Source organism: Methylobacterium sp. J-076 (assembly GCF_022829405.1).
In the GTDB taxonomy this organism is placed as follows: Bacteria; Pseudomonadota; Alphaproteobacteria; order Rhizobiales; family Beijerinckiaceae; genus Methylobacterium.
Genome location: NZ_JAKSXW010000121.1, coordinates 136,954 through 158,573, shown reverse-complemented (window position 1 = coordinate 158,573; position 21,620 = coordinate 136,954). Strand labels below are relative to the sequence as shown.

Sequence of the window (21,620 nt, the reverse complement as noted above, 5' to 3'; positions counted from 1 at the left end):
AAGGACGGGGACCGGCTTCGACGGCGGCGGGCGTCATCCCGCCATCGCGGGTGCAGGGAGAGGATCCAGGGAGAGGCCCGCCCGACGACCGGGCCGCGCCCCCTCCTCCGCGGCGACGGAGCGCCTCACACCGCCGCGTAGCGCCGCCCCGTCGAACGGGCCGGCACCGGAACGGGGGTCTCCCGCGGGCGCAGGATGTCGGCGAGCTTCACGAACCCGTCCGCGCCCCGCTCCTCCGCGGCGCGGATGCCGAAGCCCAGGGCGAAGGAACGGGTCAGGTCGCCGTCCCGCTCGATCCCGAAACTTTCGAGGGCGACGAGGAAGGCCTCGCGGAACAGGCTGGGCCGGCACCACGCCTTCTCGGCCATCTGCAGCGGCCAGTCCCACAGTCGCTCGGCCCGGCGGGCGGCGACGGAGGCGCGGGCGATGAAATAGCCGGTGCCGCGATGCTCCAGCCCGTCCTCCTGGACAGACCATTCGGCGTTACGGAAGAGTTCGAAGGAGGCCAGGTCGCTCATCGGGAGGTCCCGGTTGTTAATGGAACGTTCCACGAACACTGGACCGGTTTCACAGGGAGGTCAAGCGTCCGTTCCCGAGATGTTCACGGACGCCCCGGCCTGTCTGTCAGCGCTTGCCGAACATCGAATGCTCGACCTTGTCGCCGGCCTTGATGCCGAGGCGGGCGGCCGTGCCGGCATTCAGTTCCAGCACCGCGAGCACGGGCCCGTTCGAGGGGATGATCGCCGTCGACAGCGGCTCGGTGTCGGCGGCCACCCGCGAGACGGTCCCGTCCGGCCGGATGAACACCATGTCGAGGGGCAGATAGGTGTTCTTCATCCACATCGTCACCGGCTCGTCCCGCTCGAAGTCGAACAGCATGCCGTGGTCGGGGGCCATGTGCCGGCGGAACATCAGGCCGCGGCTGCGGCTGGCGTCGTCGCGCATCACCTCCACGGCGAAGCGGCGTGCGCCGCCCGCGGTGGCGATCGTCAGGGTCTCGGTCGGCGCCTGGGCGGCCTTGGCCACCGCCTGCGCGGCGGCGGGGACGAGCGGGACCGCGACGACCGGCGCGAGGCAGGCACCCGCGAGCGCGAGGCGGGCGAGGAAGCGGGAAACGCGGGTCAAAGGGCAAGCCTCACGCAGATCGGGCCGTGGCGGCCGGAGAACGCCCCTCATAGCGCGTCCCCGCGGCCGGCGCGACGCGGCCCGCGACACCGATCCGTGAGGGCGGGGCTCAGTGGGAGACCGGTAGGCCGCCTTCGAGCAGCCGCACCTCGGCGGCCATCACGCCCTTGGACCCGTCGCCGTAGCGGACCAGCACCGACTCGCCCGGCTTCAGCTCGGCGATCCCGTAGCGGCGCAGCGTCTCCATATGGACGAAGATATCGGGCGTCCCGTCCCCGCGGGTGAGGAAGCCGAAGCCGCGCAGGCGGTTGAACCACTTGACCACCGCCGTCTCCAGGCCGCTCGTCGGCGTGACGGTCACATGGGTCCGCGGCATCGGCAGTTCGGACGGGTGCAGGGCCGCGCCCTGGTCGAGGGAGACCACCCGGAACGCCTGCCAGCCGCGCGGGCGCTGCACCGCCTCCACCACCACCCGCGCGCCCTCGCTCGCCGCCTGGAACCCGTCCCGGCGCAGGCAGGTCACGTGGAGCAGCACGTCGGCGGATCCGTCATCGGGAACGATGAAGCCGAAGCCCTTCGCCACGTCGAACCATTTGATGCGCCCGGCGACTTCCACGAGGTCCAACGGCTCGTCGGCATGCTCGGCCGCATGGCCCTCCGGAAGCTCAGGGATCTCCGGCCCGGATCCGCGTTCGTCAGACATGGCCGAAACTACCTATACTGAATCGCTGCGCGCGCTCGCGGCATAAGATTAACGAAGTCCTGAATCGCTGGAAGCCCATTTGACCGGCAACCGCGCCCGGCGTGGCTGCAATCTTGCGCGGGGCGGCGCGTTCGCAACACTCCGCAGGAGCGGACGACGACGCGCCGGACCGGGGGCCGCGCCGAAACGACGCTGCGGATTGCAGCGTCCCCCTCCGCGAAGACACGGCGCGAGCGTGGCCGCAACTTCGCGCCAGCGTAAATCACGATCGTGCGAGGGGCGAAGCGGGAGTGGTGCGAGGACGCCGCACGTGGTTTGAGCGGGCCATGGTCGCGAACCCACCGCCCGGAATCACGCCCGTCCGGCGCCTGCCCGTCATCGATGTCGCCCGCGCCGTCGCCCTCCTGGCGATGGCGTGCTTCCACGGCGTGTGGGACCTCGGCAACCTGCGCCTGACGCCGGAGAACTACGCCGCGACACCCCTCGGCCGGCACGCGGCCGAGGGGATCGCCGGCTCGTTCCTGCTGCTCGTGGGCATCGGGCTGGTGCTGATGAACGGACGGGGCCTCCGCCTGGGGCCGACCGTCCGGCGCCTCGCGCGGGTCGCGGGCGGGGCGCTGCTGGTCACCCTCGCCACCCGCATCGTCTTTCCGGACGCCTACGTGTTCTTCGGGGTCCTGCACTGCATCGCCGTGGCGAGCGTCATCGGCCTGCCGTTCCTGTTCCTGCCCTGGCCGGCGACCCTGGCGGCGGCGGCGGCGATCCTCGCCGCGCCCCTGCTGGTGAAGGCCGACTGGCTCGATTCCCCGTTCCTGTGGTTCCTCGGCCTCGGGCGGGTCACGCCCCACACCAACGATTACGTGCCGCTGTTCCCGTGGTTCGGAATCGTGCTCGTGGGCATCGTCCTAGGGCGGCTCGGCCTGCCGGCCCTCGCCCGCTCCAGGCTCGGCGCCTGGGAGCCCCGGGGCGCCCTCGGGCGGGCCGCGGCCTTCGCCGGCCGGCACAGCCTCGCGGTCTACCTGATCCACCAGCCGCTGCTGTTCGGCCTCGCCTTCGCGCTCGCGCAGGTGGTGGGGCCGAACCCGAAGGCCGGGCTGAAGGCGTTCCGGGCCGACTACCTCGCCATGTGCACCCGCAGCGGCGGCGAAGCCGCCCCCTGCCGGGTGGCGGCCCGCTGCACCAGCGAGGCGCTCGTGCGCGAGGACCTGTTCCGGGACGACGGCCGCCCCTACACGGTGCCGGAGCGCGCCCGCGCCCAGGCCCTGTCGCAGGGCTGCTACGCCGCCGCCGAGGACGGCGCCCCGCGCTGACCGGGCGGGATCAGTCCTTGGCGCGCTCGACGTAGGCGCCGTCGGCGGTCATCACGACCACCCGGGTGCCCGCGGCGATGTGCGGCGGCACGGTGGTGCGGACGCCGTTCGAGAGGGTGGCGGGCTTGTAGGAGGACGAGGCGGTCTGCCCCTTCAGCACCGGCTCGGTCTCGGCCACCTCCAGCGTCACGCGCTGGGGGAGCTCGATGGTCAGCGCCACGCCGTTGTGGCTCGACAGCATCACCGCCATGCCTTCCTGCAGATAGGGGGCGGCGTCGCCCACCACATCCTCCGGCACGGCCACCTGCTCGTAATTCTCGGGGTTCATGAAGTGGAACCCCTCGCCGTCGCTGTAGAGGAACGTGTGCTCCCGGTCCTCGACGAACGCCCGTTCGACCTGCTCGGTGGTCCGGTAGCGCTCGGAGACCTTCACACCGTCGGTGATCCGGCGCATGTCGAGCTGCGTGACCGGCGTGCCCTTGCCGGGGTGGATGTTCTCCGCGAACAGGATCACGTACAGCTTGCCGTCCTTTTCGACGACGTTGCCCTTGCGGAGCGTCGAGGCGATCACCTTCACGGGAAATGGTCCTGCATTGACGAGGTTCTGGCGGCGCGCGCAGGGCGCAGTTCCGCAAGCGGGTTCCCGCACCTATCCCATTCGCGGCCCGGTTGCCAGCCGCGGCACGGCACTTCCACCGGAGCGCCCCACCCGTGGCTGACGCGCCCTCCCCCTGGTGGATGCCGGCCCGCCACGCCGACCGCCGGCCGCGGCTGCTCCTGCGCAACCGAATCACCGCCGCCTTCCGCGCCTGGTTCGCGGCGCGGGACTTCGTGGAGATCGAGGCGGCCTGCCTCCAGGTCTCCCCGGGCAACGAGGCGCATCTCTCGGCCTTCTCCACCGAGGCGATCGGCGCCAGCGGAGCCCGCACGCCCCTCCACCTCCACACCTCGCCGGAATTCGCTTGCAAGAAGCTCCTGGCGGCGGGGGAGGCGCGCCCCTTCGCCTTCGCCCACGTGTTCCGCAACCGCGAGCGCGGCCCGCTGCACCATCCCGAATTCACGATGCTGGAATGGTACCGAGCCGGCGAGCCCTATGGGACGCTGATGGGGGACGCCGCCGCCCTCCTGGCCCTGGCCGCCGAGGTTGCGGGGGTGAAGCGCCTGACGTGGCGCGGCCGGGAGGCCGACCCCTTCGCCGAACCGGAGCGCCTGACGCTCGCCGAGGCCTTCTCCCGCCACGCCGGCATCGACCTCCTCGCCTGCATCGCCCGGGACGGGACCACCGACCGGGACCGCCTCGCGGCCGGAGTCGCGGCGGCGGGCCTGCGGTCGGCGGGGGACGACACCTTCGCGGACCTGTTCTCCCGGGTGCTGGTGGCGCAGGTCGAGCCGCATCTCGGCCTCGGGAGGCCGACGATCCTCTGCGAGTATCCGGTGAGCGAGGCCGCCCTCGCCCGGCCCGCACCGGAGGATCCGCGGGTCGCCGAGCGGTTCGAGCTCTACGCCTGCGGGGTGGAGCTCGCCAACGCCTTCGGCGAGCTGACCGAGCCGGCCGAGCAGCGCCGCCGCTTCGAGGCCGAGATGGACGAGAAGGAGCGCGTCTACGGCGAGCGCTATCCGATCGACGGGGAGTTCCTCGACGCCCTGGCGTCGATGCCGGACGCGTCGGGGATCGCGCTCGGCTTCGACCGGCTGGTGATGCTGGCCTGCGGCGCCGGGCGGATCGAGGACGTGCTGTGGACGCCGGTGGCGGAGACCGCCCCGTGAGCGGCGTCCTGCGGCACCCGGAGCAGCTCGCCGCCGCGGGCCTCGTGACGGAGGGGGAGATCGAGGGCCTGCGGCCGGTGCTCGCCCGCTACGCCCTGGCGATCACCCCGGACATGGCCGAACTGATCGACACCGCCGACCCCGCCGACCCCATCGCCCGCCAGTTCGTGCCCCGGGCGGAGGAACTGGCGGTGGTGCCGGAGGAGCGCGCCGACCCCATCGGCGACGGCGCCCACGAGAAGATGCCGGGCCTCATCCACCGCTACCCGGACAGGGTGCTGCTCAAGCCGCTCCACGTCTGCCCGGTCTATTGCCGCTTCTGCTTCCGCCGGGAGAGCGTCGGCCCGGACGGGCTCGGCACCCTCACCGAGGCGCAGTTCGAGGCGGCCTTCGCCTATATCGCCGCCGACCCGGCGATCTGGGAGGTGGTGCTGACGGGGGGCGACCCCTTCGCCCTCTCGCCCCGGCGGCTCGGCATGATCGCGTCGCGGCTGGGGGCGATCCCCCACGTGAAGGTGCTGCGCCTGCACACCCGCGTGCCGGTGGTCCAGCCCGGCCTCGTCGGCGGGGCGCTGGTGGAAGCCCTCCGGCTCTTCGGCGGGGCGGTGTTCGTGGCGCTCCACGCCAACCACCCGCGGGAGTTCACCGGAGCGGCCCAGGCCGCCTGTGCCCGGCTGGTGGAGGCCGGCATCCCGATGGTGAGCCAAACGGTCCTGCTCCGGGGGGTCAACGACGACCCCGCCACCCTGGAGGCGCTGATGCGGGCCTTCGTGGAGAACCGCATCAAGCCCTATTACCTGCACCACGGAGACCTCGCGCCGGGCACGGGCCACCTGCGCACGAGTCTGGCCGAGGGTCAGGCGCTGATGCGGGACCTGCGCGGGCGGCTCTCGGGACTCGCCCAGCCGACCTACGTCCTCGACATCCCCGGCGGTCACGGCAAGGTCCCGGTGGGGCCGGCCTATCTTCGCGACACCGCCGCGGGTACCGAAGTGACCGATCCGGCGGGGCGGACGCACCCCTACCCACCGAAGGAGACGGCACGATGCGGAGACTCTGGGGAAGACTGACCTCGGTCAACGTCCAGAAGGCGGTGTGGGCCCTGGACGAGGCGGACCTCCCCTACGAGCGCATCGACGCGGGGGGCTCGCACGGCATCGTGCGCGAGCCCGCCTACCGGGCCATGAACCCGAACGCCCTGGTCCCGACCCTGGAGGAGGACGGTTTCGTCCTCTGGGAGTCGAACGCCATCATGCGCTACGTCGCCTCGGTCAGCCCGGCCCTGGCGATGCCGGAGGATCCGCGCCAGCGCGCCCATGTGGAGCAATGGGTGGACTGGCAGGCCACGAGCTTCACCCCGGCCATGCGGGATGCCTTCTGGCAACTGTTCCGCACGGCCGAGCCGGACAGGGCGCTCGTGGCGGCCTCCCTCGCCGCCTCGCAGGTCTACGCCACCATCCTCGACGCGCACCTCGCCGGGCGCGGCTACGCGGTGGGCGAGGGCTTCACCATCGCGGACATCGCCCTCGGCTGTGCCGCCCACCGCTGGTTGAACCTGCCCGCCGAGCGGCCCGACCTGCCGAACCTGCGCCGCTGGTACGACCGGATCGCCACCCGCCCCGCCGCCGCCCGCGCGCTGGGCGAACCGGTGGGGTGAGAGGGGCTGCCGCAGCGGCTGGCCTGCGAGCGGACACCTCCCTCGCGTCGCTCGTCCGGGCTTCCGGACTGTGCGCCCCTCCCCCGCAGAGGGGGGAGGGCAATGCGGCGCCGGCATCGGCGCTGTCCACACCCTTCCCCTTGCGTTGCCGCCGGGCGCGCGCCATCCCCTCACCGAGACCGAGCCGGAGCGTCCGTATGGCGATCGACCCCACCCTGCGCGATGCGCTCAGCGCCGTCACCACGGCCAGCATCGGGCGGGCGCTCGAACGGGCGGGCCTGCGGGACTTCGCACCCGCCAACCTGACCCGGCGCAGCAGCACCACCATCGTCGGCCCGGCCTACACCCTGCGCATGGTCCCCGCCCGCGGCGAGGGGATCGGCGACCTCGCCACCGCCATCGAATCCGTACCCGAAGGCGCCGTGGTGGTGATCGACGCCGCCGGCACGGGCCGCCCCCTCCCCTTCGGCGCCATCCTCGCCGGCCGCCTGTCGAGCCGCGGCGCAGCGGGCCTCGTCACCGATGCCGGCATCGCCGAAGAGGTCGGCCTGCCGGTCTGGTCCGCCGCCTCGGCCGCCGCCGGGGGCCTGACGCTCGCGGGGAGCTGGCAGCCGGTCTGCTGCGGCGGCGCGGCCTTCCACCCCGGCGACATCGTGGTCTGCGGCCCGGACGGCATCGTGGCGATCCCGCCGGACCTCGCCGAGCAGATCGCCCTGGAGGCGGTGGAGCAGCAGCGCCTCGACCTGTGGCTGCAGCGCGAGGCCGAGAAGGGAAACAGCCTCTACGGCCTACTCCCGCCGGACGCGGCGGCACGGGCCCGCTTCGAAGCCGACACCGGCACGGCCTGACAGCCGTGTTCTTCATCGTCTCCAAGGTGGTCTTCTTCCTGATCACCCCCTCGAACCTGCTGATCTTCCTGAGCGTGGCGGGCGTGCTGCTGCTCGTCGCGACGCGGGCGCGCCGCACCGGCACGGTCCTGGCGGTGACGGGCACGGTGGGCCTGCTCCTCGCCGGGATGTTTCCCGCCTCCGAGCTGGCGCTGCTGCCCCTGGAACAGCGGTTTCCGCCCTACCCGGCCGATGGGCCGGCGCCGACCGGGATCATCATGCTCGGCGGCGGCATCGAGGCCGGGCTGTCGGAGGCGCGGGATCAGGTCGTCGTCAACGATGCGGGCGAGCGGCCGATGTACTTCGCCGACCTCGCCCGGCGTTATCCGCAGGCGCGGCTGCTGTTCTCCGGCGGCAGCGGCTTCATCGGCGGCGGCGTCTCCGAAGCCGACATCGTGAGCCGCCACGCGGACGTGATCGGCCTCCCCCGCAGCCGGGTGATCCTGGAGAACCGCTCGCGCAACACCCGAGAGAACGCCGCGTTCTCCGCCGCCCTCGTCCAGCCCAAGCCCGGCGAGCGCTGGCTGCTGCTCACCTCGGCCTGGCACATGCCCCGGGCCGTCGGCTGCTTCCGGCAGGCCGGCTTCACCGTGGACGCCTACCCGGTCGATTACCGGACCAAGGGTTGGGGCGACGTGCTCCACGTCCACGGCTTCAGCTCGGACGGGCTGCTCCAGTTCGACCTCGCCGTGAAGGAATGGATCGGCCTCGTGGCCTACCGCCTCGCGGGCTACATCCCAGATTGGCTGCCGGCTCCGGATTCGCCGTCCGCCTCGGGCAACGCCAACCGGTAGATCCCACGGAAATCGTCCGGATCGACCGGGCGGCCCTTCCGCAGGATCGCGATGCGGCCCTCGTGGGCGAGGCGCACGGCGACCCGCCGCACCGGCTGCATCAACGGCCCCCATCCCTCCGAATGCGGCCCCCCGAGGGCCCGCGCCACCTCCGACGGGCAGATGGTCTTGCCCGCGCCGCGCTCCGTCGCGAGGCGAAGCATCGTCTCCTCGATGGCCTGGGGATCGGTCTGCATCAGAAACTCCCGCCCAACGGGCCTTCGTGCTCACATTCACCCAACGCGAGCATCTCCCGCCGGATGCACGAGCCGAACTGCCGGTGCCACATCACCGTCACGACGAAGGTGGTGGAGACGAACAGGATGATCGGGCTCACGAACCAGCCGAGATAGGCGAGGGCGAAGAAGAACGCCCGCTGGCCCCGGGCGAAGTGGCTGCCTGCGCTCACGTTCATCTTGGCGATCCGGGCCACGGTCCGCACCATCTCGGCCTCGGGGACGCTCGATCCCTTCGGCGGGACGGCGCCGAGCAGGATCGCGCTGTAATTGAACAGCCGGTAGGCCCAGGCGAACTTGAAGAACGCGTAGGTGAAGACGCAGGCGAGCCCGGCGACCTTCACCTCCCAGGTCAACCGGTTGGCGATGGTGCCGAACGGCAGGGTGGCGAACAGGTTGATCACGTCGTCGCCCGAGCGCGACAGGGTCAGCACCGAGCCGAGGGCGATCAGCGAGGTCGAGGCGAAGAAGGCGGTGCCGTTCTGGAGCGAGGCGTTGATCTGGGTGTCCACCACCCGGTTGTCGCGCACGATCACTTGGCGCGCCCAGTTCTCCCGGTGGCGGTCCATGATGCGGCTCAGCGAGATCCTGCGGCCGCGCAGGCGCCCGACGGACAGGCCGTAGGCGGTCCAGGCCATGAGGAAGTAGACCAGGGCCGCGAGGTCGAGGGTGGAGAAGCCGGGGCCGGCGACGGACAGGTCGGTCATGGCGTCAGGGCGGGGGGAACGTGCGCGCGCATTAGGCCATGGCCTTATCAGCCCGGTGGCGGGGGCAGAACCCGCGTCCGTGCGGCATCAGCCCAACCGGACCACGAACCCCTGCGTGGCCGGCCCCCCGGTCTCGTCGGTTGCGGCGACATCGTCCACACGGGCGCCGGGCGGCCCCTTCCGGCACAGGTCGAGCATGCGCCCGACCGCGTCGGCGGGGCCGCTGAACAGCGCCTCGACGCCGCCGTCGGACCGGTTGCGCACGTGTCCCGACAGGCCGAGCCCGGTCGCGGTGTCCTTCGTCCAGGCCCTGTACGACACCCCCTGCACCCGCCCGCGGATGATCGCGGAGACCGTGCGCACCTCGTCCATGCCCCTCTCCCCCCTTCGGCGCGTGTCACGCCGGCCGTCGCCTCATACGGGCGGCCCGCGGCGCCAGCCGCCGACCTCGCGGATGTAGGGCGCGGGCAGCGGCGCCGCCGCCGCCGCGGCGAGGACGGCTTCGAGATAACCCGGCCGCGGTCGCCCCGGCGCCGTGGACCGGCCGAGATAGATGAGCGCCCGGCGCACGCCCTCGCCCGTGTGCACGGGCAGGGTCGCCTTGGCGTAGAGGCCGCCGGCCACGCCCTCGTAGCGGTCGAGGGCGGGGATGTCGTCGAGGGCGAGTTCCCACAGGACGCCGTGGACGGTGCGGCTCGGGTCGCGCACCACGGAGGCGTAGCCCTCGCGCATGACGATGAAGCGATGGTGCGGCAAGTGGCCCAGGCCGATCAGGCGCGAGACCGGGCAGCGCCGGGCCATGGCGGCGGCGTCCATGTTGGCGCCGTAGGCGAAGTAGAGGGGCACTGGCGCCGATGGGATCCGGATGAGGGTGTGCGGCCCGGACTCACTCACCCGGGAGAGGAGGATCGAGGCGGCCAGTCGCCCACTCGTCGGCCCGCATGGCGATGTGAGCCACTCCGAGCGTCACCGCCGGGATCACGACGGTGACGGAGACCTGGCCGGAACTCAACGTTTGAGGTTCCGAAGAAGGTTTCTCGCGATTCCACGGACACTGATCGCCGTGCAAAGCCACACCCCCGCGCAGACCCCGGTGCCGGCCTGCAGCGGCGGCGCTCGCGACCCCGAAGCTCACCGCCGTGATCGGCGTGAGGAAGCCCACCACGACTCAGGCTACGGCGATGTCGTGCAACGCCGTCGCCGGGAGCTTCGTCTGCTCGTGGTGGACCGCACTCAGGTCCGCGCAGGCCTCACGCGAATTCGAGGATCACCGCGTCGACGGCGAGGCTGTCGCCCTCCTTCGCGTGGATCTTGCCGACCGTGGCATCACGCTCGGCGCGGAGCACGTTCTCCATCTTCATGGCCTCGACCACGGCGATGGGCTCGCCGTTCTTCACCTCCTGGCCCTCGGCCACGAGGATCTGCTTCACGAGGCCCGGCATCGGGCAGAGCACCTGCTTGCCGGAACCCGCATGCTCCTTCACCGGCATCAGGGCGGCCAGCTCGGCCTCGCGGCGGGTGAACACCCGCGCTTCGGCGGCCGCACCGGCGTGCTGCAGGAAGGCGCCGTTCAGCAGGCTGCGGACCTGGATGGCCACGCGCTCCCCGTCCACGGTGCCGATCCAGACCGGCTGGCCGGGCCGCCACCCGCTCGCCACATGCAGCGCGGCCCCATCCTCGCGGGTCACGATGACCCCATCGCCGTCCGTTTCCACCGTCACCGGATAGGTGTGCCCGGCGAGCGTCACCACCCGCTCGTTCTCGAAGGCGAACAGGCCGGGCGCCCGCATCTGGCCGCTGATCCCGCGCTTGCGCTGGTTGAGCTTGTGGTCGATCGCCGCCGCGGCGGCCATCATCCGGGTCGCCACCGCGCCCTCGGGCTGCGGCGCGACGAAGCCCTCGGGGAACTCCTCGGCGATGAAGCCGGTGGAGAGGCGCCCCTCCTGCCAACGGGGATGGGCCATCAGCGCCGACAGGAACGGGATGTTGTGGCGGATCCCGTCGATGGCGAAGGCGTCCAGCGCCTCCGCCTGGGCCGTGATCGCCTGAAGGCGCGTCGGCGCCCAGGTGACGAGCTTGGCGATCATCGGATCGTAGTGGATCGCGATCTCGCCGCCCTCTTCGACGCCCGTGTCGTTGCGGACGACGGCCTCCCCCTGGCGGCCCTCTTCCGGCGGCTGATAGGTGGTGAGCCGGCCGATCGAGGGCAGGAAGTTGCGGGTCGGGTCCTCGGCGTAGACGCGGCTCTCCACCGCCCAGCCGTCGAGCTTCACCTGCTCCTGCGTCAGCGGCAGCGCCTCGCCGGCTGCAACGCGGATCATCAGCTCCACGAGGTCGAGGCCGGTGATCATCTCGGTGACCGGATGCTCCACCTGGAGCCGCGTGTTCATCTCAAGGAAGTAGAACGACTTGTCCTGCCCCGCGACGAACTCCACCGTCCCGGCCGAATCGTAGTCCACAGCCTTGGCGAGGGCGACGGCCTGCTCGCCCATCTTCTTGCGGGTTTCGGGGTCGAGGAGGGGCGACGGCGCTTCCTCGATCACCTTCTGGTTGCGTCGCTGGATCGAGCACTCGCGCTCGCCGAGGTAGATCACGTTCCCGTGCTTGTCGCCGATCACCTGGATCTCGATGTGGCGCGGGTCGGTGATGAACTTCTCCACGAAGACCCGGTCGTCGCCGAAGGAGGACGAGGCCTCGGACTTGGCGCGGGCGTAGCCCTCGGCGACCTCACCGGCGGAATGGGCGATGCGCATGCCCTTGCCGCCGCCGCCGGCGGAGGCTTTGATCATCACCGGGTAGCCGATCTCGTCGGCGATCTTCACCGCGTGCTCGGGGCTCTCGATCACCCCGAGGAAGCCCGGCACCGTCGAGACGTGGGCTGCGGCGGCGGCCTTCTTCGATTCGATCTTGTCGCCCATGGCGGCGATGGCGCCGGGGTTCGGGCCGATGAACACGATGCCCGCGGCCTCGAGCGCCTTCGGGAAGGCCTCGCGCTCGGAGAGGAAGCCGTAGCCCGGATGCACCGCCTGGGCGCCGGTCTGCTTGCAGGCCTCCACGATCTTCTCGATCACCAGATACGACTGGGACGCCGCGGCCGGGCCGATATGCACCGCCTCGTCGGCCATCGCGACGTGCACGGAATCCCTGTCGGCATCCGAGTAGACCGCCACGGTCTTGATGCCCATTCGCCGCGCGGTCTTGATCACCCTGCAAGCGATCTCGCCGCGGTTGGCGATCAGAATCTTGTCGAACATCTCTCGGGCCGCCCTGGATGGGGATCGCCGGATTACAGACCGGCTTGTTCGCTCCGATAGAACAGATGAGCGGCGGACGGAAGCTGTGCCGAGGTCCGTGTCAGGCGGCGAGGGCGAAGTGCATCCGCGAGCGGGAGGCGGGTTCGCGCACCCAGCGATTCGCTTCCAGGGCGAACGCGGTCAGCGCCTCGGCCGAGCCCTGGGCCTCGCGGACGATCTCCTGGGCGATGCGGGCTCCGACCGGGCTGGGCCCCGAGCGACCGCTGATCGAGGCGGCGAGCCAGCCGGCGGTCTCGCGGTCGACGTAGCCGGTGGAGCGCTCGACCCACACCACGTAGTCCACGACCAACGCCACGAGGTAGTCGGCGAAGTCGGTCGAGGAGGGCACCGCCCGCTCCAGGGCGATCAGCAGGTCGGCCTCCTCGCGGCAGGTGATGCCGTCCGGCGTCACCTCGCGCTTGAGGGCGAGGAGGTCCTCCGGGGAGATCGCACCCGCCGACACGGCATGGTTGCAGAACTGTTCAACCGAGATCTGGGTCATGTTCGCCTGTCTCCGCGACCTTCGTTCAGGTCGGCCCCGTCGTTCCGTGTATCCGACAGTACGGTGCGGCTGATCTTTCAGAGGTTAACGGCCAAATCTGAACGGCTCTTCAGGTAAACACCTGCCAACGAGAGAGCCTTATTCGAAGGTTGCGGGGCGTCGTTAGCGGAAGATGACCATCGCGACGCCGGGCACACGGTTAAAGACTTGCCAAGCGCCCGCGGCACGGGCGGATGGCGGCCGAGGGGGCGCTTCCAGTCGGGCTCGGAAAACCCCCGTTCCGGCCCGTCGCGCCGGCACCGACCCATGGCCCGCGCGTTCGGCCCATGCCACATTGCCGGCTCCTGCCGCGGTCTCGCGATAGGACGGATTTCGGGAGGATGCCCGCGTGACGACCCTGTACGTGAGCCATCCCGCGAGCTTCGACCACGAGGTGCCCGAGGGGCATCCGGAGCGGCCCGCGCGGATGCGGGCGATCGAGCGCGCGCTGGAGGACGAACGGTTCGCGGCCCTCGTCCGGGTGCCGGCGCCGCGGGCGGAGCCCTCGGTGGCGACCCTGGCCCATTCTGCCGCGTATGTGGAGGCGCTGGTCGCCGCCGTGCCGGAGGAGGGCATGGTCGCCATCGATTCCGATACGATCCTCTCGCCCGGCAGCATGGAGGCGGCCCTGCGGGCCATCGGCGGGGCGGTCCACGCCGTCGATGCGGTGATGCGTGGCGAATGCAGCAACGCCTTCGTGGCGATGCGCCCGCCGGGGCACCATGCCGAGCGGACCCAGGCGATGGGCTTTTGCCTGTTCAACCACGCGGCCATCGCCGCCCGCCACGCCCGGGCCGCCCACGGCGCCGGGCGGGTGGCCCTGGTCGACTGGGACGTGCACCACGGCAACGGCAGCCAGGATATCTTCTGGGACGACGCGGACATCCTCTACTGCTCGACCCACCAGATGCCGCTCTTCCCCGGAAGCGGCGCCGCCTCCGAGCGGGGGGAGAAGGACACGATCGTCAACGTCCCCCTGCGGGCCAACGACGACGGCGAGGTCTTCCGCGAGGCCTTCACGGTGGGGATCCTCCCGCGGCTCGAAGCCTTCCGGCCGGATCTGATCGTCGTCTCGGCGGGCTTCGACGCGCACCGCCTCGACCCCCTCGCCAACCTGCGCCTCGAAGCGGAGGATTTCGCTTGGGCGACGCGCCGGATCATGGACGTGGCCGAGCGGAGCGCGGGCGGGCGGGTCGTGTCGGTGCTGGAAGGCGGCTACAGCCTGGAGGGCCTCGCCAAGTCGGCCGCGGCCCATGTGAACGCCCTGATGGGGCGGTGATCCCGCGCGGGACCACGCGCCCCGGAAGCACGGCACGACCAGCATACCGGCCACATCGCCCGAACAAGCGACCGGGGCGCCGCGAGAGCAAGGATGTATCGGGGAGCGGAATTCCCGCGATGACTGGATAAATCATTAGACCTTTGCCAGCATAGTGGCTCCCTCATCGAGGGATCAGCCGCCGTTCCATGGCCGCATCGTCACGAGACCGCACGGCCTTGGTTCGCACCGGGGCAGACCGGACGGCATCGCCCGCGGAGCGGATCTCCGCGCCGGGCCGGCCTGCGGCCGTGCTGCGCCGGCTCGGCCGCGATGCCCGCGGGACGACCGCCGTCGAGTTCGGCCTGCTCATCGTGCCGTTCATGCTCACGCTGCTCGGCGTGTTCGAGGTCGGCTACACCTTCTTCATGCTGTCGGCCCTCGATTCCGCCGCGCGGGGCAGCGCCCGCGCCGTGATGACCGGGGCCGTCTCCACCGCGGGGATGAACGCGGCCACCTTCCGGACTTCGGTGGTCTGCCCGAAGCTTCCGGCGAACTTCGATTGCAACAGCGTCTTCACGAACGTCACCGTCGTCCCCGGCGGGACAAGCCCGACGGGCTACTATTCCTACGTCGATGCCGCGCAGAGCGCCCTGCTGGTGCCCCAGCTCAACGCCTCGGCGAACACCTTCTGTCCCGGTTCCGGCGGGCAGTACGTGGTGGTGCAGATCCTCTACCCCGCGAACTTCTTCACCGGGCTATTCGCCGGGCGGTCGACGACGACCTACCAGGGCAAGAAGGTCAACGTTCTGATGTCGACGGCGACCTTCAAGGCCGAGCCCTATAGCGGCGCCGCCGCCTATTCGGGGTGCTGAGGATGCGCCCTCCCGCATCGCTCACCCGTTTCGGACGGGACCGACGGGGCATCGCCGTCGTCGAGTTCTCGCTGATCTTCCCGATCCTCCTGGCGCTGTCGGCGGGGATCTTCGAGTATTCGAGCTTCGTCCGGCAATCGCGCCAACTCACCGACACCGCGAACTCGATCGCGGAAATCCTCGCGGCCGGTTCCGACAACACCGTCAACTATACCGACCTGCACTACGCCTACGATTCGGCGATGCTGACGTTTCCGAAGGTGCTGAGCGACTCGACGCGGCGGGGCATCGCGTGGTCGAGGGACATCACGATCTCCCTCGCCGGGGTCAGCTTCACGGCGTCGGTGAACGGCTGCACGGCGAACTGCACCTATGTCGCCAACATCAACTGGACCGGGGCGGCGGCGGAGCGGGCCTGCTCGACCCATCCGAACTCCGCCAGCAATACCAGCGCCCCGAGCGCGGGGACGCTGCCGGCGAGCCTGTTCACGCCCGTCGCGAGCCCGCAGGGCGGCAACGGGCCGCCGCTCTACGTCGTGGTCGCCGACGTCACCTACACCTGGACGCCCTCGGTCTTCACCGGCCTGCTCGGCGTGGTGGTGATGAAGCGCTCGTCGTACATCAACCCGCGATACGTCAGCGCGCTCAAATACCAGGCCGTGAGCGGCGACGACGCGTTCGGCAAGGCATGCCCGGGCTACTCGTGACAGGCCGCCGCCACCGTATTTCCACCATGGGCGAAACAGGGACGACATGATCACGGCATCCGATGTCTTCGCCGTCGTCGGCCGCCGGATCCGGCGGCTGCCGGACCTGCTGCGCCGGTCGTGGGCCGACCGCTCCGGCAGCCTCACGACGATCTTCGCCTTCTCGGCGATCCCCCTCGTGGGCTTCGTCGGCCTCGCGGTCGATTACGGGATGGAGCTGGCGGCGAAATCGAAGCTCGACCACGCCGCCGACGCGGCGGTCGTCGCCGCCATCACCAGCGCCCAGACCTACATCGTGAACTACGCCGGGTCGGGGGATCCCACCGCCTCGGCGATCGCCGTGGGCAAGGCGCAGGCCCTCGCGCAGTTCAACGCCAACACCGGCTCGCTTCCCGCCGTGGTGCCCGCGCCGACCGTGACGATGACCGCCGCGGGCCGCACCCTGAGCGCCACCGCCACCTACTCCTTCTCCATGCCGACCATCTTCATGCGGGCGCTCGGCACGACGACGGCGAACTTCTCCGGCACGGCGAGTTCGACCCTGACGATCCCGGCCTTCACGAACATCCACATCGTGATCGACGTGTCGTCCTCCATGGGGATCGGCGCGACGCTGAAGGACCAGCAGATCGTCTACAACGCGACGGGGGGCTGCGCGGTGGCGTGCCACTACAGCGGGACGACCACCTCCGCCCGGAATGCCGGGGCCACCCTCAGGATCGACGTGGCGAAGAACGCCGTCGTCTCCGCCCTCAACCAGATCATCAGTTCCGGCAATGCGAGCCGCTTCAAGGTCGCCGTCTACACGATGAGCTCGCAGTTCACGAACATCTACTCCCTGTCGTCCGACCTGTCCGGCGCCGTGAGCACCGTCCAGGGGCTCGACATCAGCAACACCGCCAAGGATGGCGGGACCAACACGACCTACGGCCTGAAGACGCTGGGCAACAACCTGAACACCGACGGCAACGGACTGACCTCGTCCACGGCCCAGGGCTTCGTGATGCTGATCACCGACGGGGTGCAGGATTCCGACATCAAGGTGATGTCGGGGGGAAGCTGGGTCGATGGATACGATTCGAACTACGTCGCGTACACGCCGTGCACGACGCCGAACTGCAAGAACTTCTCCGGCTTCGCCGTGCCCCTCGTGGTCGAATCGTTCGACCCCTCGTCGTGCGCGACGATCAAGACCAAGGGCTACACGCTGATGACGCTGAACACGACCTACATCGTGCCGCCGGCGAACCTGCAGAGCAGCAGCGCCACGCTCAACAGCGTGTTCACCTTCATCCAGAACTATCTGCTGAGTTCGATCGCGTCGAACCTGTCGTCCTGCGCGTCGTCATCGACCTACGCCTATTCCGCCAACTCGCCGACGGAGATCAATGCCGCCGTGCAGCAGATGTTCGCGGCGGCGGGGGCCCAGGCCCGGATCACGAACTGACCCGCGCCTGGGGACCGTCAGACCTCCAGCGGCTCGTCGCCGAGCAGCTCGATCCCGAAGCCCGACAGGCCGACATAGGAGCGGGACGAGGTCGCGAGGTTGCGGATCGAGACCACGCCGAGGTCGCGCAGGATCTGCGCGCCGAGGCCGATCTCCCGCCACTGCCGGGCGCGCAGGGCCTCGGCGCCCTCCTCGGTGACGCTCTTCAGCGGCACGCCGGCCGTCCCGTCGCGGAGATAGACGAGGACGCCCCGTCCCCTCTCGGCGAACCGGCGCAGCACGGCATCGATCTGCAAGCCCCCCCCGATCACGTCGGCGGCGACGTTCGAGCGGTGCAGGCGCACGAGCACATCGCGCCCGTCGCCGATCTCGCCCATCACGAAGGCGAATTGCTGGATCGCCTCGAAGGGCGTCGAGTAGGCGTGGGCCGTCATCGCCCCGTGGGCCGACTGCACCGGGAAGTGGCCCACCCGCTCCACCAGCCGGTCCCGGGCCTGCCGGTAGGCGATGAGGTCGGCCACCGAGATGCGCTTGAGGCCGTGGGTCTCGGCGAAGGCCACGATCTGCGGCCCCTTCATCACCGTGCCGTCGTCGTTGGCGAGCTCGCAGATCACGCCCACCGGCGGCAATTCGGCGAGGCGGCACAGGTCCACCGCGGCCTCCGTGTGCCCGGAGCGCATCAGAACGCCGCCGTCGCGGGCGATGAGCGGGAAGACGTGGCCGGGCCGCACGAAGTCGGCGGCGCCCATGTTGCCGTTGGCGAGCGCCCGGACGGTGTTGCAGCGCTGCTCGGCGGAGATGCCGGTGGTCAGCCCGTGCTTGACGTCCACCGTGACGGTGAAGGCGGTGCCGAGCGGTGCGTCGTTCGAGGCGACCATCGGGTCCAGGCGCAGGCGCTTCGCCTCGGCCTGGGACAGCGGCACACAGACGATGCCGCAGGTGTTGCGGATGATGAACGCCATCTTCTCCGGCGTGCAGAGCGAGGCGGCGACGACGAGGTCGCCCTCGTTCTCGCGGTCGTCGTCATCGGTGACGACGACGATCTCGCCCCGGGCGAAGGCGGCGATCACTTCGGTGACGGTGCAGTGTGACACGGCTTGTTTCCCAATACTCGCAGCGCCCTCCCCAGCGGGAGCGGCGGCCTGTTGTGTCAGGGCTGCCCCACCTGACCGCGATGGCGGAGATAGTGATCGGCCAGGACGCAGGCCATCATCGCCTCCGCCACCGGCACGGCGCGGATGCCGACGCAGGGGTCGTGGCGGCCCTTGGTGACCAGATCGATCTCGGCGCCGTCCCGGCTCACCGACCGGCGGGCGGTGAGGATCGAGGAGGTCGGCTTCACGGCGAACCGCACCACCACCGGCTCGCCGTTGGAAATGCCGCCGAGGATGCCGCCGGCATGGTTGGCCAGGAAGCGCGGGCGGGCGCCGTTGCCCGCGCGCATCTCGTCGGCGTTGTCCTCGCCGCGCAGGGAGGCGGCGGCGAAGCCGTCGCCGATCTCGACGCCCTTCACCGCGTTGATCGACATCATCGCCGCGGCGAGGTCGGCGTCGAGCTTGCCGTAGACCGGCGCGCCGAGGCCCGGCGGCACGCCCTCGGCCACCACCTCGACCACCGCGCCCACCGACGAGCCGTCCTTGCGGATGCCGTCGAGGTAGTTCTCGTAGAAGGCCGCCGTCTCGGCATCGGGGCAGAAGAACGGGTTGCGGGCGACCTCGTCCCAGTCCCACCGGCTCCGGTCGATGGCGTGCGGGCCCATCTGGACCAGGGCGGCGCGGATCGCCACGCCGGGGATCACCTTGCGCGCCACGGCGCCCGCCGCCACCCGGGCCGCGGTCTCCCGCGCCGAGGACCGGCCGCCGCCGCGGTAGTCGCGGATCCCGTACTTGGCATCGTAGGTATAGTCCGCGTGGCCGGGCCTGTAGCTGTCGCGGATCTCGGAATAGTCCTTCGAGCGCTGGTCGGTGTTCTCGATCGCCAGCGCGATCGGCGTGCCGGTGGTGAACTGGCGGCCCCCGGTGCGGTCGTCGGCGAAGACGCCGGACAGGATCTTGACCTGGTCGGGCTCGCGGCGCTGCGTGGTGAAGCGCGACTGGCCGGGCTTGCGCCGGTCCAGCTCCGCCTGGATCTCCTCGGCCTCCAGGGGAAGGCCGGGGGGACAGCCATCGACCACGCAGCCGAGCGCCACCCCGTGGCTCTCGCCGAAGGTGGTGACGCGGAACAGGTGGCCGAAGGTGTTGTGAGACATGGCGGCCCGCTCTAGCGCGGGTGGCGCCGGGGCACAAACCGTAACGGAGGCGCACCCGGGCGCCACGGCCAGAAACACCCGCAAAGCTAAAAACTTACGTATTCGCGCCCGGATTAAAAATCCCGATGCCGCGGCGGAACTCGGATGCCATGGTCTCGCTTGTAACAGCAAAGGTTATTGCACAGGTAGGCACCATGAAGACCTCGGCCACTGCGCTCGCCGCGCTCCTCGGCGTCTGCGTTCTTTCCGCCCCCGCCCTCGCCGCCTCGTCCTACGATCCCTTCGGCGGGAGCGATGCGAACGAGTACTACTCGGACCAGGGTCCCTACGGTTACCAGGGCACCTACAACCCGGCCTATGGCCAGGGCGTGCAGGCGGCGCCGCAGGCGCAGGTCCAGCCGATCCCGCGGGAAGTGGTCGCCTTCGACGGCAATTACGTGCCCGGCACCGTCGTGGTCTCGACCTCCGAGCGGCGGCTCTACTACGTGCTCGGCAACGGCGAGGCCCTGCGCTACGGCGTCGGCGTCGGCCGTCCGGGCTTCAGCTGGAGCGGCGTGAAGACCGTCACCGCCAAGAAGGAGTGGCCGTCGTGGGTGCCGCCGAAGGCGATGCTCGCCCGCCGCCCCGACCTGCCGCGCTACATGGCCGGCGGCATCGAGAACCCGCTCGGCGCCCGCGCCATGTATATCGGCGGCACCGAGTACCGCATCCACGGTTCGAACGAGCCCGACACGATCGGTCAGGCAGTGTCGTCCGGCTGCATCCGGATGACCAACGACGACGTCAGCGACCTCTACGAGCGCGTGAAGGTCGGCGCCAAGGTCGTCGTCCTGAACTGATCGACGCCTTCGGGATCGATGTGAGGCGCCCTGCCCGGCGAGAACCGCCGGGCAGGGCGTCCGCGTCAGGGGATGACGTGGCCGACGGCGGTCTGGGCCGGGCTGAAGGACGCGATCGGCAGATCGCAGAAGCAGCGGGCCCCGAGGGGCCGCGGACCCGGCAGCGGGCACGAATACGGGCGCGGCCCGGTCAACCCACGCTGCACCGCATCGCAATTGTAGCCCACCTCGCGCACCACCCGGCGACGCGGCGGCGGCGGCGGGTAATCCTGCTCCTCGTAGGCGGGCGCGCGGCGGTAGCCGCCCGGCGGCCCCTCGTAATACTGCGCCCCCGCCGCGGTGGCGGAGCCGGCGAAGGCCAGGGCGACTGCCGCCAGACGCAGCAGGCGGACGGGCCGGCGCGCTCCGTCATGGTCACCGATCATCGTCGAACTCCCGTTCCATCCGGGACGCTTCGGCCCCGCTTGCCCGCTGTCGTGGCGAATGGGGGCGAAAACGAGACGGCCCGCCCCAGGCGGGACGGGCCGTGGGACCGGACGGACCGGCCCCCGCTCGCGACGGGCCTTCCGGCCTCAGTTGCTGGCGCGGTCGGTGGCGTGCTGGGCGTTGTCCACCGCCTGGTTGGCGGCGTCGCGGCCCTGCTCCATGGCCTTCCGGGTCTCGTCGGCACCCTGCTGCATCGCGGACTTGGCGCGCTCGGCGCTCTGCTGCATCGCGGTCTGGGCGATGCCGCTGAACTCCTTGGCCTGCGACTGCATCGCGGCGAACTGGCTCCGGACGAAATCGGCCTGGAGCTGCATCGCCTCCTGCACGTCGCGGGCGCGGACGAGGCGCTTGGCGAACTCGAACGCCGCATTGACGTTCTGCTCGGCGTACTCGAAACCACGCGACGACGCGTTCTGGGCGTTGTCACGGGCCAGTTCGGCCGAACCCTGGACGGTGTCGGCCGTGCGGCGGGCGGCGCCCATGAAGCTGTCGAACGCCTTGCGGGCCTGATCGACGCTCTTCTCGGCGAAATCGCGCATCTCGGTGGGGATCTCGTAGTTCGGGGTGTTGCTCATGTGGCTGTCCTCTCGTTAGCGGCTGTTGATGGCGCGTTGTGCACTGCACAATAATCGATTCGCAGCCATATGCCACCCGCGCCGCCGGCATTAAGGTTGACATAACGTAAACGTGTGACGGTGGGC

General features: G+C 70.7%; 25 protein-coding genes. 11 read left to right on the top strand and 14 right to left on the bottom strand.

Annotated elements, in window-relative coordinates; all coding sequences use genetic code 11:
* Positions 1 to 125: 125 nt before the first annotated feature.
* The 3 genes from MKK53_RS13100 to MKK53_RS13090 all read right to left on the bottom strand — a co-directional run bounded on the left by MKK53_RS13100 (position 126) and on the right by MKK53_RS13090 (position 1,828).
* On the bottom strand, positions 126 to 518 hold the full coding sequence (locus MKK53_RS13100; RefSeq protein WP_243929139.1) for a hypothetical protein: 393 nt from the start codon (positions 516 to 518) through the stop codon (positions 126 to 128).
* A gap of 106 nt (positions 519 to 624) precedes the next feature.
* Positions 625 to 1,176 carry a DUF192 domain-containing protein gene (locus MKK53_RS13095; protein WP_243929138.1) on the bottom strand — a complete coding sequence of 184 codons (552 nt, stop codon included), beginning with the start codon at positions 1,174 to 1,176 and terminating at the stop codon, positions 625 to 627.
* 58 nt (positions 1,177 to 1,234) lie between these two features.
* The gene (locus tag MKK53_RS13090; protein WP_243929137.1) at positions 1,235 to 1,828 is read right to left on the bottom strand and encodes a cold-shock protein; all 594 of its coding nucleotides are present in this window, start codon (positions 1,826 to 1,828) and stop codon (positions 1,235 to 1,237) included.
* A gap of 326 nt (positions 1,829 to 2,154) precedes the next feature.
* Between MKK53_RS13090 and MKK53_RS13085 the strand changes: the two genes are divergently transcribed.
* Positions 2,155 to 3,138 carry a heparan-alpha-glucosaminide N-acetyltransferase gene (locus MKK53_RS13085; protein WP_243929136.1) on the top strand — a complete coding sequence of 328 codons (984 nt, stop codon included), beginning with the start codon at positions 2,155 to 2,157 and terminating at the stop codon, positions 3,136 to 3,138.
* A gap of 10 nt (positions 3,139 to 3,148) precedes the next feature.
* On the opposite strand, the gene efp is transcribed toward MKK53_RS13085, so the two are convergent.
* Positions 3,149 to 3,715, bottom strand: a complete 567-nt coding sequence (gene efp / locus MKK53_RS13080) for an elongation factor P (RefSeq protein ID WP_243929135.1) — start codon at positions 3,713 to 3,715, stop codon at positions 3,149 to 3,151.
* Between the two features lie 161 nt (positions 3,716 to 3,876).
* Between efp and epmA the strand changes: the two genes are divergently transcribed.
* From epmA to MKK53_RS13055, 5 genes are all read left to right on the top strand, one after another.
* Positions 3,877 to 4,905 carry an EF-P lysine aminoacylase EpmA gene (gene epmA, locus MKK53_RS13075; RefSeq protein ID WP_279599016.1) on the top strand — a complete coding sequence of 343 codons (1,029 nt, stop codon included), beginning with the start codon at positions 3,877 to 3,879 and terminating at the stop codon, positions 4,903 to 4,905.
* A complete protein-coding gene (locus tag MKK53_RS13070) occupies positions 4,902 to 5,975 on the top strand; it encodes a lysine-2,3-aminomutase-like protein (RefSeq protein WP_313901548.1) in 1,074 nt (357 codons plus the stop codon). The genes epmA and MKK53_RS13070 overlap by 4 nt, the downstream gene beginning before the upstream one ends.
* On the top strand, positions 5,951 to 6,562 hold the full coding sequence (locus MKK53_RS13065) for a glutathione S-transferase family protein (RefSeq protein WP_243929133.1): 612 nt from the start codon (positions 5,951 to 5,953) through the stop codon (positions 6,560 to 6,562). The genes MKK53_RS13070 and MKK53_RS13065 overlap by 25 nt, the downstream gene beginning before the upstream one ends.
* A gap of 197 nt (positions 6,563 to 6,759) precedes the next feature.
* Positions 6,760 to 7,410, top strand: a complete 651-nt coding sequence (locus tag MKK53_RS13060; protein ID WP_243929132.1) for a dimethylmenaquinone methyltransferase — start codon at positions 6,760 to 6,762, stop codon at positions 7,408 to 7,410.
* Between the two features lie 5 nt (positions 7,411 to 7,415).
* Positions 7,416 to 8,243: a YdcF family protein gene (locus MKK53_RS13055; RefSeq protein WP_243929131.1), complete on the top strand. Its 828-nt coding sequence runs from the start codon at positions 7,416 to 7,418 to the stop codon at positions 8,241 to 8,243.
* On the opposite strand, the gene MKK53_RS13050 is transcribed toward MKK53_RS13055, so the two are convergent.
* From MKK53_RS13050 to MKK53_RS13025, 6 genes are all read right to left on the bottom strand, one after another.
* On the bottom strand, positions 8,180 to 8,479 hold the full coding sequence (locus MKK53_RS13050) for a DUF3253 domain-containing protein (RefSeq protein ID WP_243929130.1): 300 nt from the start codon (positions 8,477 to 8,479) through the stop codon (positions 8,180 to 8,182). The genes MKK53_RS13055 and MKK53_RS13050 overlap by 64 nt on opposite strands.
* Entirely contained in the window at positions 8,479 to 9,225 is a 747-nt protein-coding gene (locus tag MKK53_RS13045; RefSeq protein ID WP_243929129.1) for a DUF599 domain-containing protein, read from the bottom strand. The genes MKK53_RS13050 and MKK53_RS13045 overlap by 1 nt, the downstream gene beginning before the upstream one ends.
* Before the next feature lie 87 nt (positions 9,226 to 9,312).
* Positions 9,313 to 9,597, bottom strand: coding sequence for an acylphosphatase (locus tag MKK53_RS13040; protein WP_243929128.1), 285 nt, complete (start codon positions 9,595 to 9,597; stop codon positions 9,313 to 9,315).
* A 42-nt stretch (positions 9,598 to 9,639) separates the two neighbouring features.
* On the bottom strand, positions 9,640 to 10,071 hold the full coding sequence (locus MKK53_RS13035; protein WP_243929127.1) for a gamma-glutamylcyclotransferase family protein: 432 nt from the start codon (positions 10,069 to 10,071) through the stop codon (positions 9,640 to 9,642).
* Positions 10,072 to 10,475: 404 nt separating this feature from the next.
* The gene (locus tag MKK53_RS13030; RefSeq protein WP_243929126.1) at positions 10,476 to 12,479 is read right to left on the bottom strand and encodes an acetyl/propionyl/methylcrotonyl-CoA carboxylase subunit alpha; all 2,004 of its coding nucleotides are present in this window, start codon (positions 12,477 to 12,479) and stop codon (positions 10,476 to 10,478) included.
* Positions 12,480 to 12,579: 100 nt separating this feature from the next.
* Complete coding sequence (locus MKK53_RS13025) at positions 12,580 to 13,020, bottom strand: hypothetical protein (protein WP_243929125.1); 441 nt, start codon at positions 13,018 to 13,020, stop codon at positions 12,580 to 12,582.
* A gap of 388 nt (positions 13,021 to 13,408) precedes the next feature.
* Between MKK53_RS13025 and MKK53_RS13020 the strand changes: the two genes are divergently transcribed.
* The 4 genes from MKK53_RS13020 (at position 13,409) to MKK53_RS13005 (ending at position 17,346) form a co-directional block, all read left to right on the top strand.
* Positions 13,409 to 14,338 (top strand): histone deacetylase family protein, encoded by a 930-nt coding sequence (locus MKK53_RS13020; protein ID WP_243929124.1) that lies wholly within the window; start codon positions 13,409 to 13,411, stop codon positions 14,336 to 14,338.
* Positions 14,339 to 14,556: 218 nt separating this feature from the next.
* Positions 14,557 to 15,192, top strand: a complete 636-nt coding sequence (locus MKK53_RS13015; RefSeq protein WP_243929123.1) for a TadE/TadG family type IV pilus assembly protein — start codon at positions 14,557 to 14,559, stop codon at positions 15,190 to 15,192.
* A 2-nt stretch (positions 15,193 to 15,194) separates the two neighbouring features.
* On the top strand, positions 15,195 to 15,899 hold the full coding sequence (locus tag MKK53_RS13010) for a TadE/TadG family type IV pilus assembly protein (RefSeq protein ID WP_243929122.1): 705 nt from the start codon (positions 15,195 to 15,197) through the stop codon (positions 15,897 to 15,899).
* A 46-nt stretch (positions 15,900 to 15,945) separates the two neighbouring features.
* The gene (locus MKK53_RS13005) at positions 15,946 to 17,346 is read left to right on the top strand and encodes a pilus assembly protein (RefSeq protein WP_243929121.1); all 1,401 of its coding nucleotides are present in this window, start codon (positions 15,946 to 15,948) and stop codon (positions 17,344 to 17,346) included.
* Positions 17,347 to 17,363: 17 nt separating this feature from the next.
* On the opposite strand, the gene ribB is transcribed toward MKK53_RS13005, so the two are convergent.
* Positions 17,364 to 18,440 carry a 3,4-dihydroxy-2-butanone-4-phosphate synthase gene (ribB, locus tag MKK53_RS13000; RefSeq protein ID WP_243929120.1) on the bottom strand — a complete coding sequence of 359 codons (1,077 nt, stop codon included), beginning with the start codon at positions 18,438 to 18,440 and terminating at the stop codon, positions 17,364 to 17,366.
* Between the two features lie 56 nt (positions 18,441 to 18,496).
* Positions 18,497 to 19,594 carry a chorismate synthase gene (aroC, locus tag MKK53_RS12995; RefSeq protein WP_243929119.1) on the bottom strand — a complete coding sequence of 366 codons (1,098 nt, stop codon included), beginning with the start codon at positions 19,592 to 19,594 and terminating at the stop codon, positions 18,497 to 18,499.
* Positions 19,595 to 19,788: 194 nt separating this feature from the next.
* Between aroC and MKK53_RS12990 the strand changes: the two genes are divergently transcribed.
* On the top strand, positions 19,789 to 20,433 hold the full coding sequence (locus tag MKK53_RS12990) for a L,D-transpeptidase (protein ID WP_243929118.1): 645 nt from the start codon (positions 19,789 to 19,791) through the stop codon (positions 20,431 to 20,433).
* Between the two features lie 65 nt (positions 20,434 to 20,498).
* Here MKK53_RS12990 and MKK53_RS12985 read toward each other — a convergent pair whose 3' ends face one another.
* Positions 20,499 to 20,858 (bottom strand): hypothetical protein, encoded by a 360-nt coding sequence (locus MKK53_RS12985; RefSeq protein ID WP_243929117.1) that lies wholly within the window; start codon positions 20,856 to 20,858, stop codon positions 20,499 to 20,501.
* Positions 20,859 to 21,005: 147 nt separating this feature from the next.
* A complete protein-coding gene (locus tag MKK53_RS12980) occupies positions 21,006 to 21,494 on the bottom strand; it encodes a phasin (RefSeq protein WP_243929116.1) in 489 nt (162 codons plus the stop codon).
* Between the last annotated feature and the right edge of the window lie 126 nt (positions 21,495 to 21,620).

Coding starts and splice junctions, on each gene's coding strand:
- aroC (WP_243929119.1), bottom strand. CDS start 19,594: ATGTCTCACAACACCTTCGGCCACCTGTTCCGCGTCACCACCTTCGGC.
- MKK53_RS13040 (WP_243929128.1), bottom strand. CDS start 9,597: ATGGACGAGGTGCGCACGGTCTCCGCGATCATCCGCGGGCGGGTGCAG.
- MKK53_RS13100 (WP_243929139.1), bottom strand. CDS start 518: ATGAGCGACCTGGCCTCCTTCGAACTCTTCCGTAACGCCGAATGGTCT.
- MKK53_RS13050 (WP_243929130.1), bottom strand. CDS start 8,479: ATGCAGACCGATCCCCAGGCCATCGAGGAGACGATGCTTCGCCTCGCG.
- MKK53_RS12985 (WP_243929117.1), bottom strand. CDS start 20,858: ATGATCGGTGACCATGACGGAGCGCGCCGGCCCGTCCGCCTGCTGCGT.
- MKK53_RS13025 (WP_243929125.1), bottom strand. CDS start 13,020: ATGACCCAGATCTCGGTTGAACAGTTCTGCAACCATGCCGTGTCGGCG.
- MKK53_RS13030 (WP_243929126.1), bottom strand. CDS start 12,479: ATGTTCGACAAGATTCTGATCGCCAACCGCGGCGAGATCGCTTGCAGG.
- MKK53_RS12980 (WP_243929116.1), bottom strand. CDS start 21,494: ATGAGCAACACCCCGAACTACGAGATCCCCACCGAGATGCGCGATTTC.
- epmA (WP_279599016.1), top strand. CDS start 3,877: ATGCCGGCCCGCCACGCCGACCGCCGGCCGCGGCTGCTCCTGCGCAAC.
- MKK53_RS12990 (WP_243929118.1), top strand. CDS start 19,789: ATGAAGACCTCGGCCACTGCGCTCGCCGCGCTCCTCGGCGTCTGCGTT.
- MKK53_RS13065 (WP_243929133.1), top strand. CDS start 5,951: ATGCGGAGACTCTGGGGAAGACTGACCTCGGTCAACGTCCAGAAGGCG.
- MKK53_RS13010 (WP_243929122.1), top strand. CDS start 15,195: ATGCGCCCTCCCGCATCGCTCACCCGTTTCGGACGGGACCGACGGGGC.
- MKK53_RS13090 (WP_243929137.1), bottom strand. CDS start 1,828: ATGTCTGACGAACGCGGATCCGGGCCGGAGATCCCTGAGCTTCCGGAG.
- MKK53_RS13085 (WP_243929136.1), top strand. CDS start 2,155: ATGGTCGCGAACCCACCGCCCGGAATCACGCCCGTCCGGCGCCTGCCC.
- MKK53_RS13045 (WP_243929129.1), bottom strand. CDS start 9,225: ATGACCGACCTGTCCGTCGCCGGCCCCGGCTTCTCCACCCTCGACCTC.
- MKK53_RS13095 (WP_243929138.1), bottom strand. CDS start 1,176: ATGAGGGGCGTTCTCCGGCCGCCACGGCCCGATCTGCGTGAGGCTTGC.
- MKK53_RS13060 (WP_243929132.1), top strand. CDS start 6,760: ATGGCGATCGACCCCACCCTGCGCGATGCGCTCAGCGCCGTCACCACG.
- MKK53_RS13005 (WP_243929121.1), top strand. CDS start 15,946: ATGATCACGGCATCCGATGTCTTCGCCGTCGTCGGCCGCCGGATCCGG.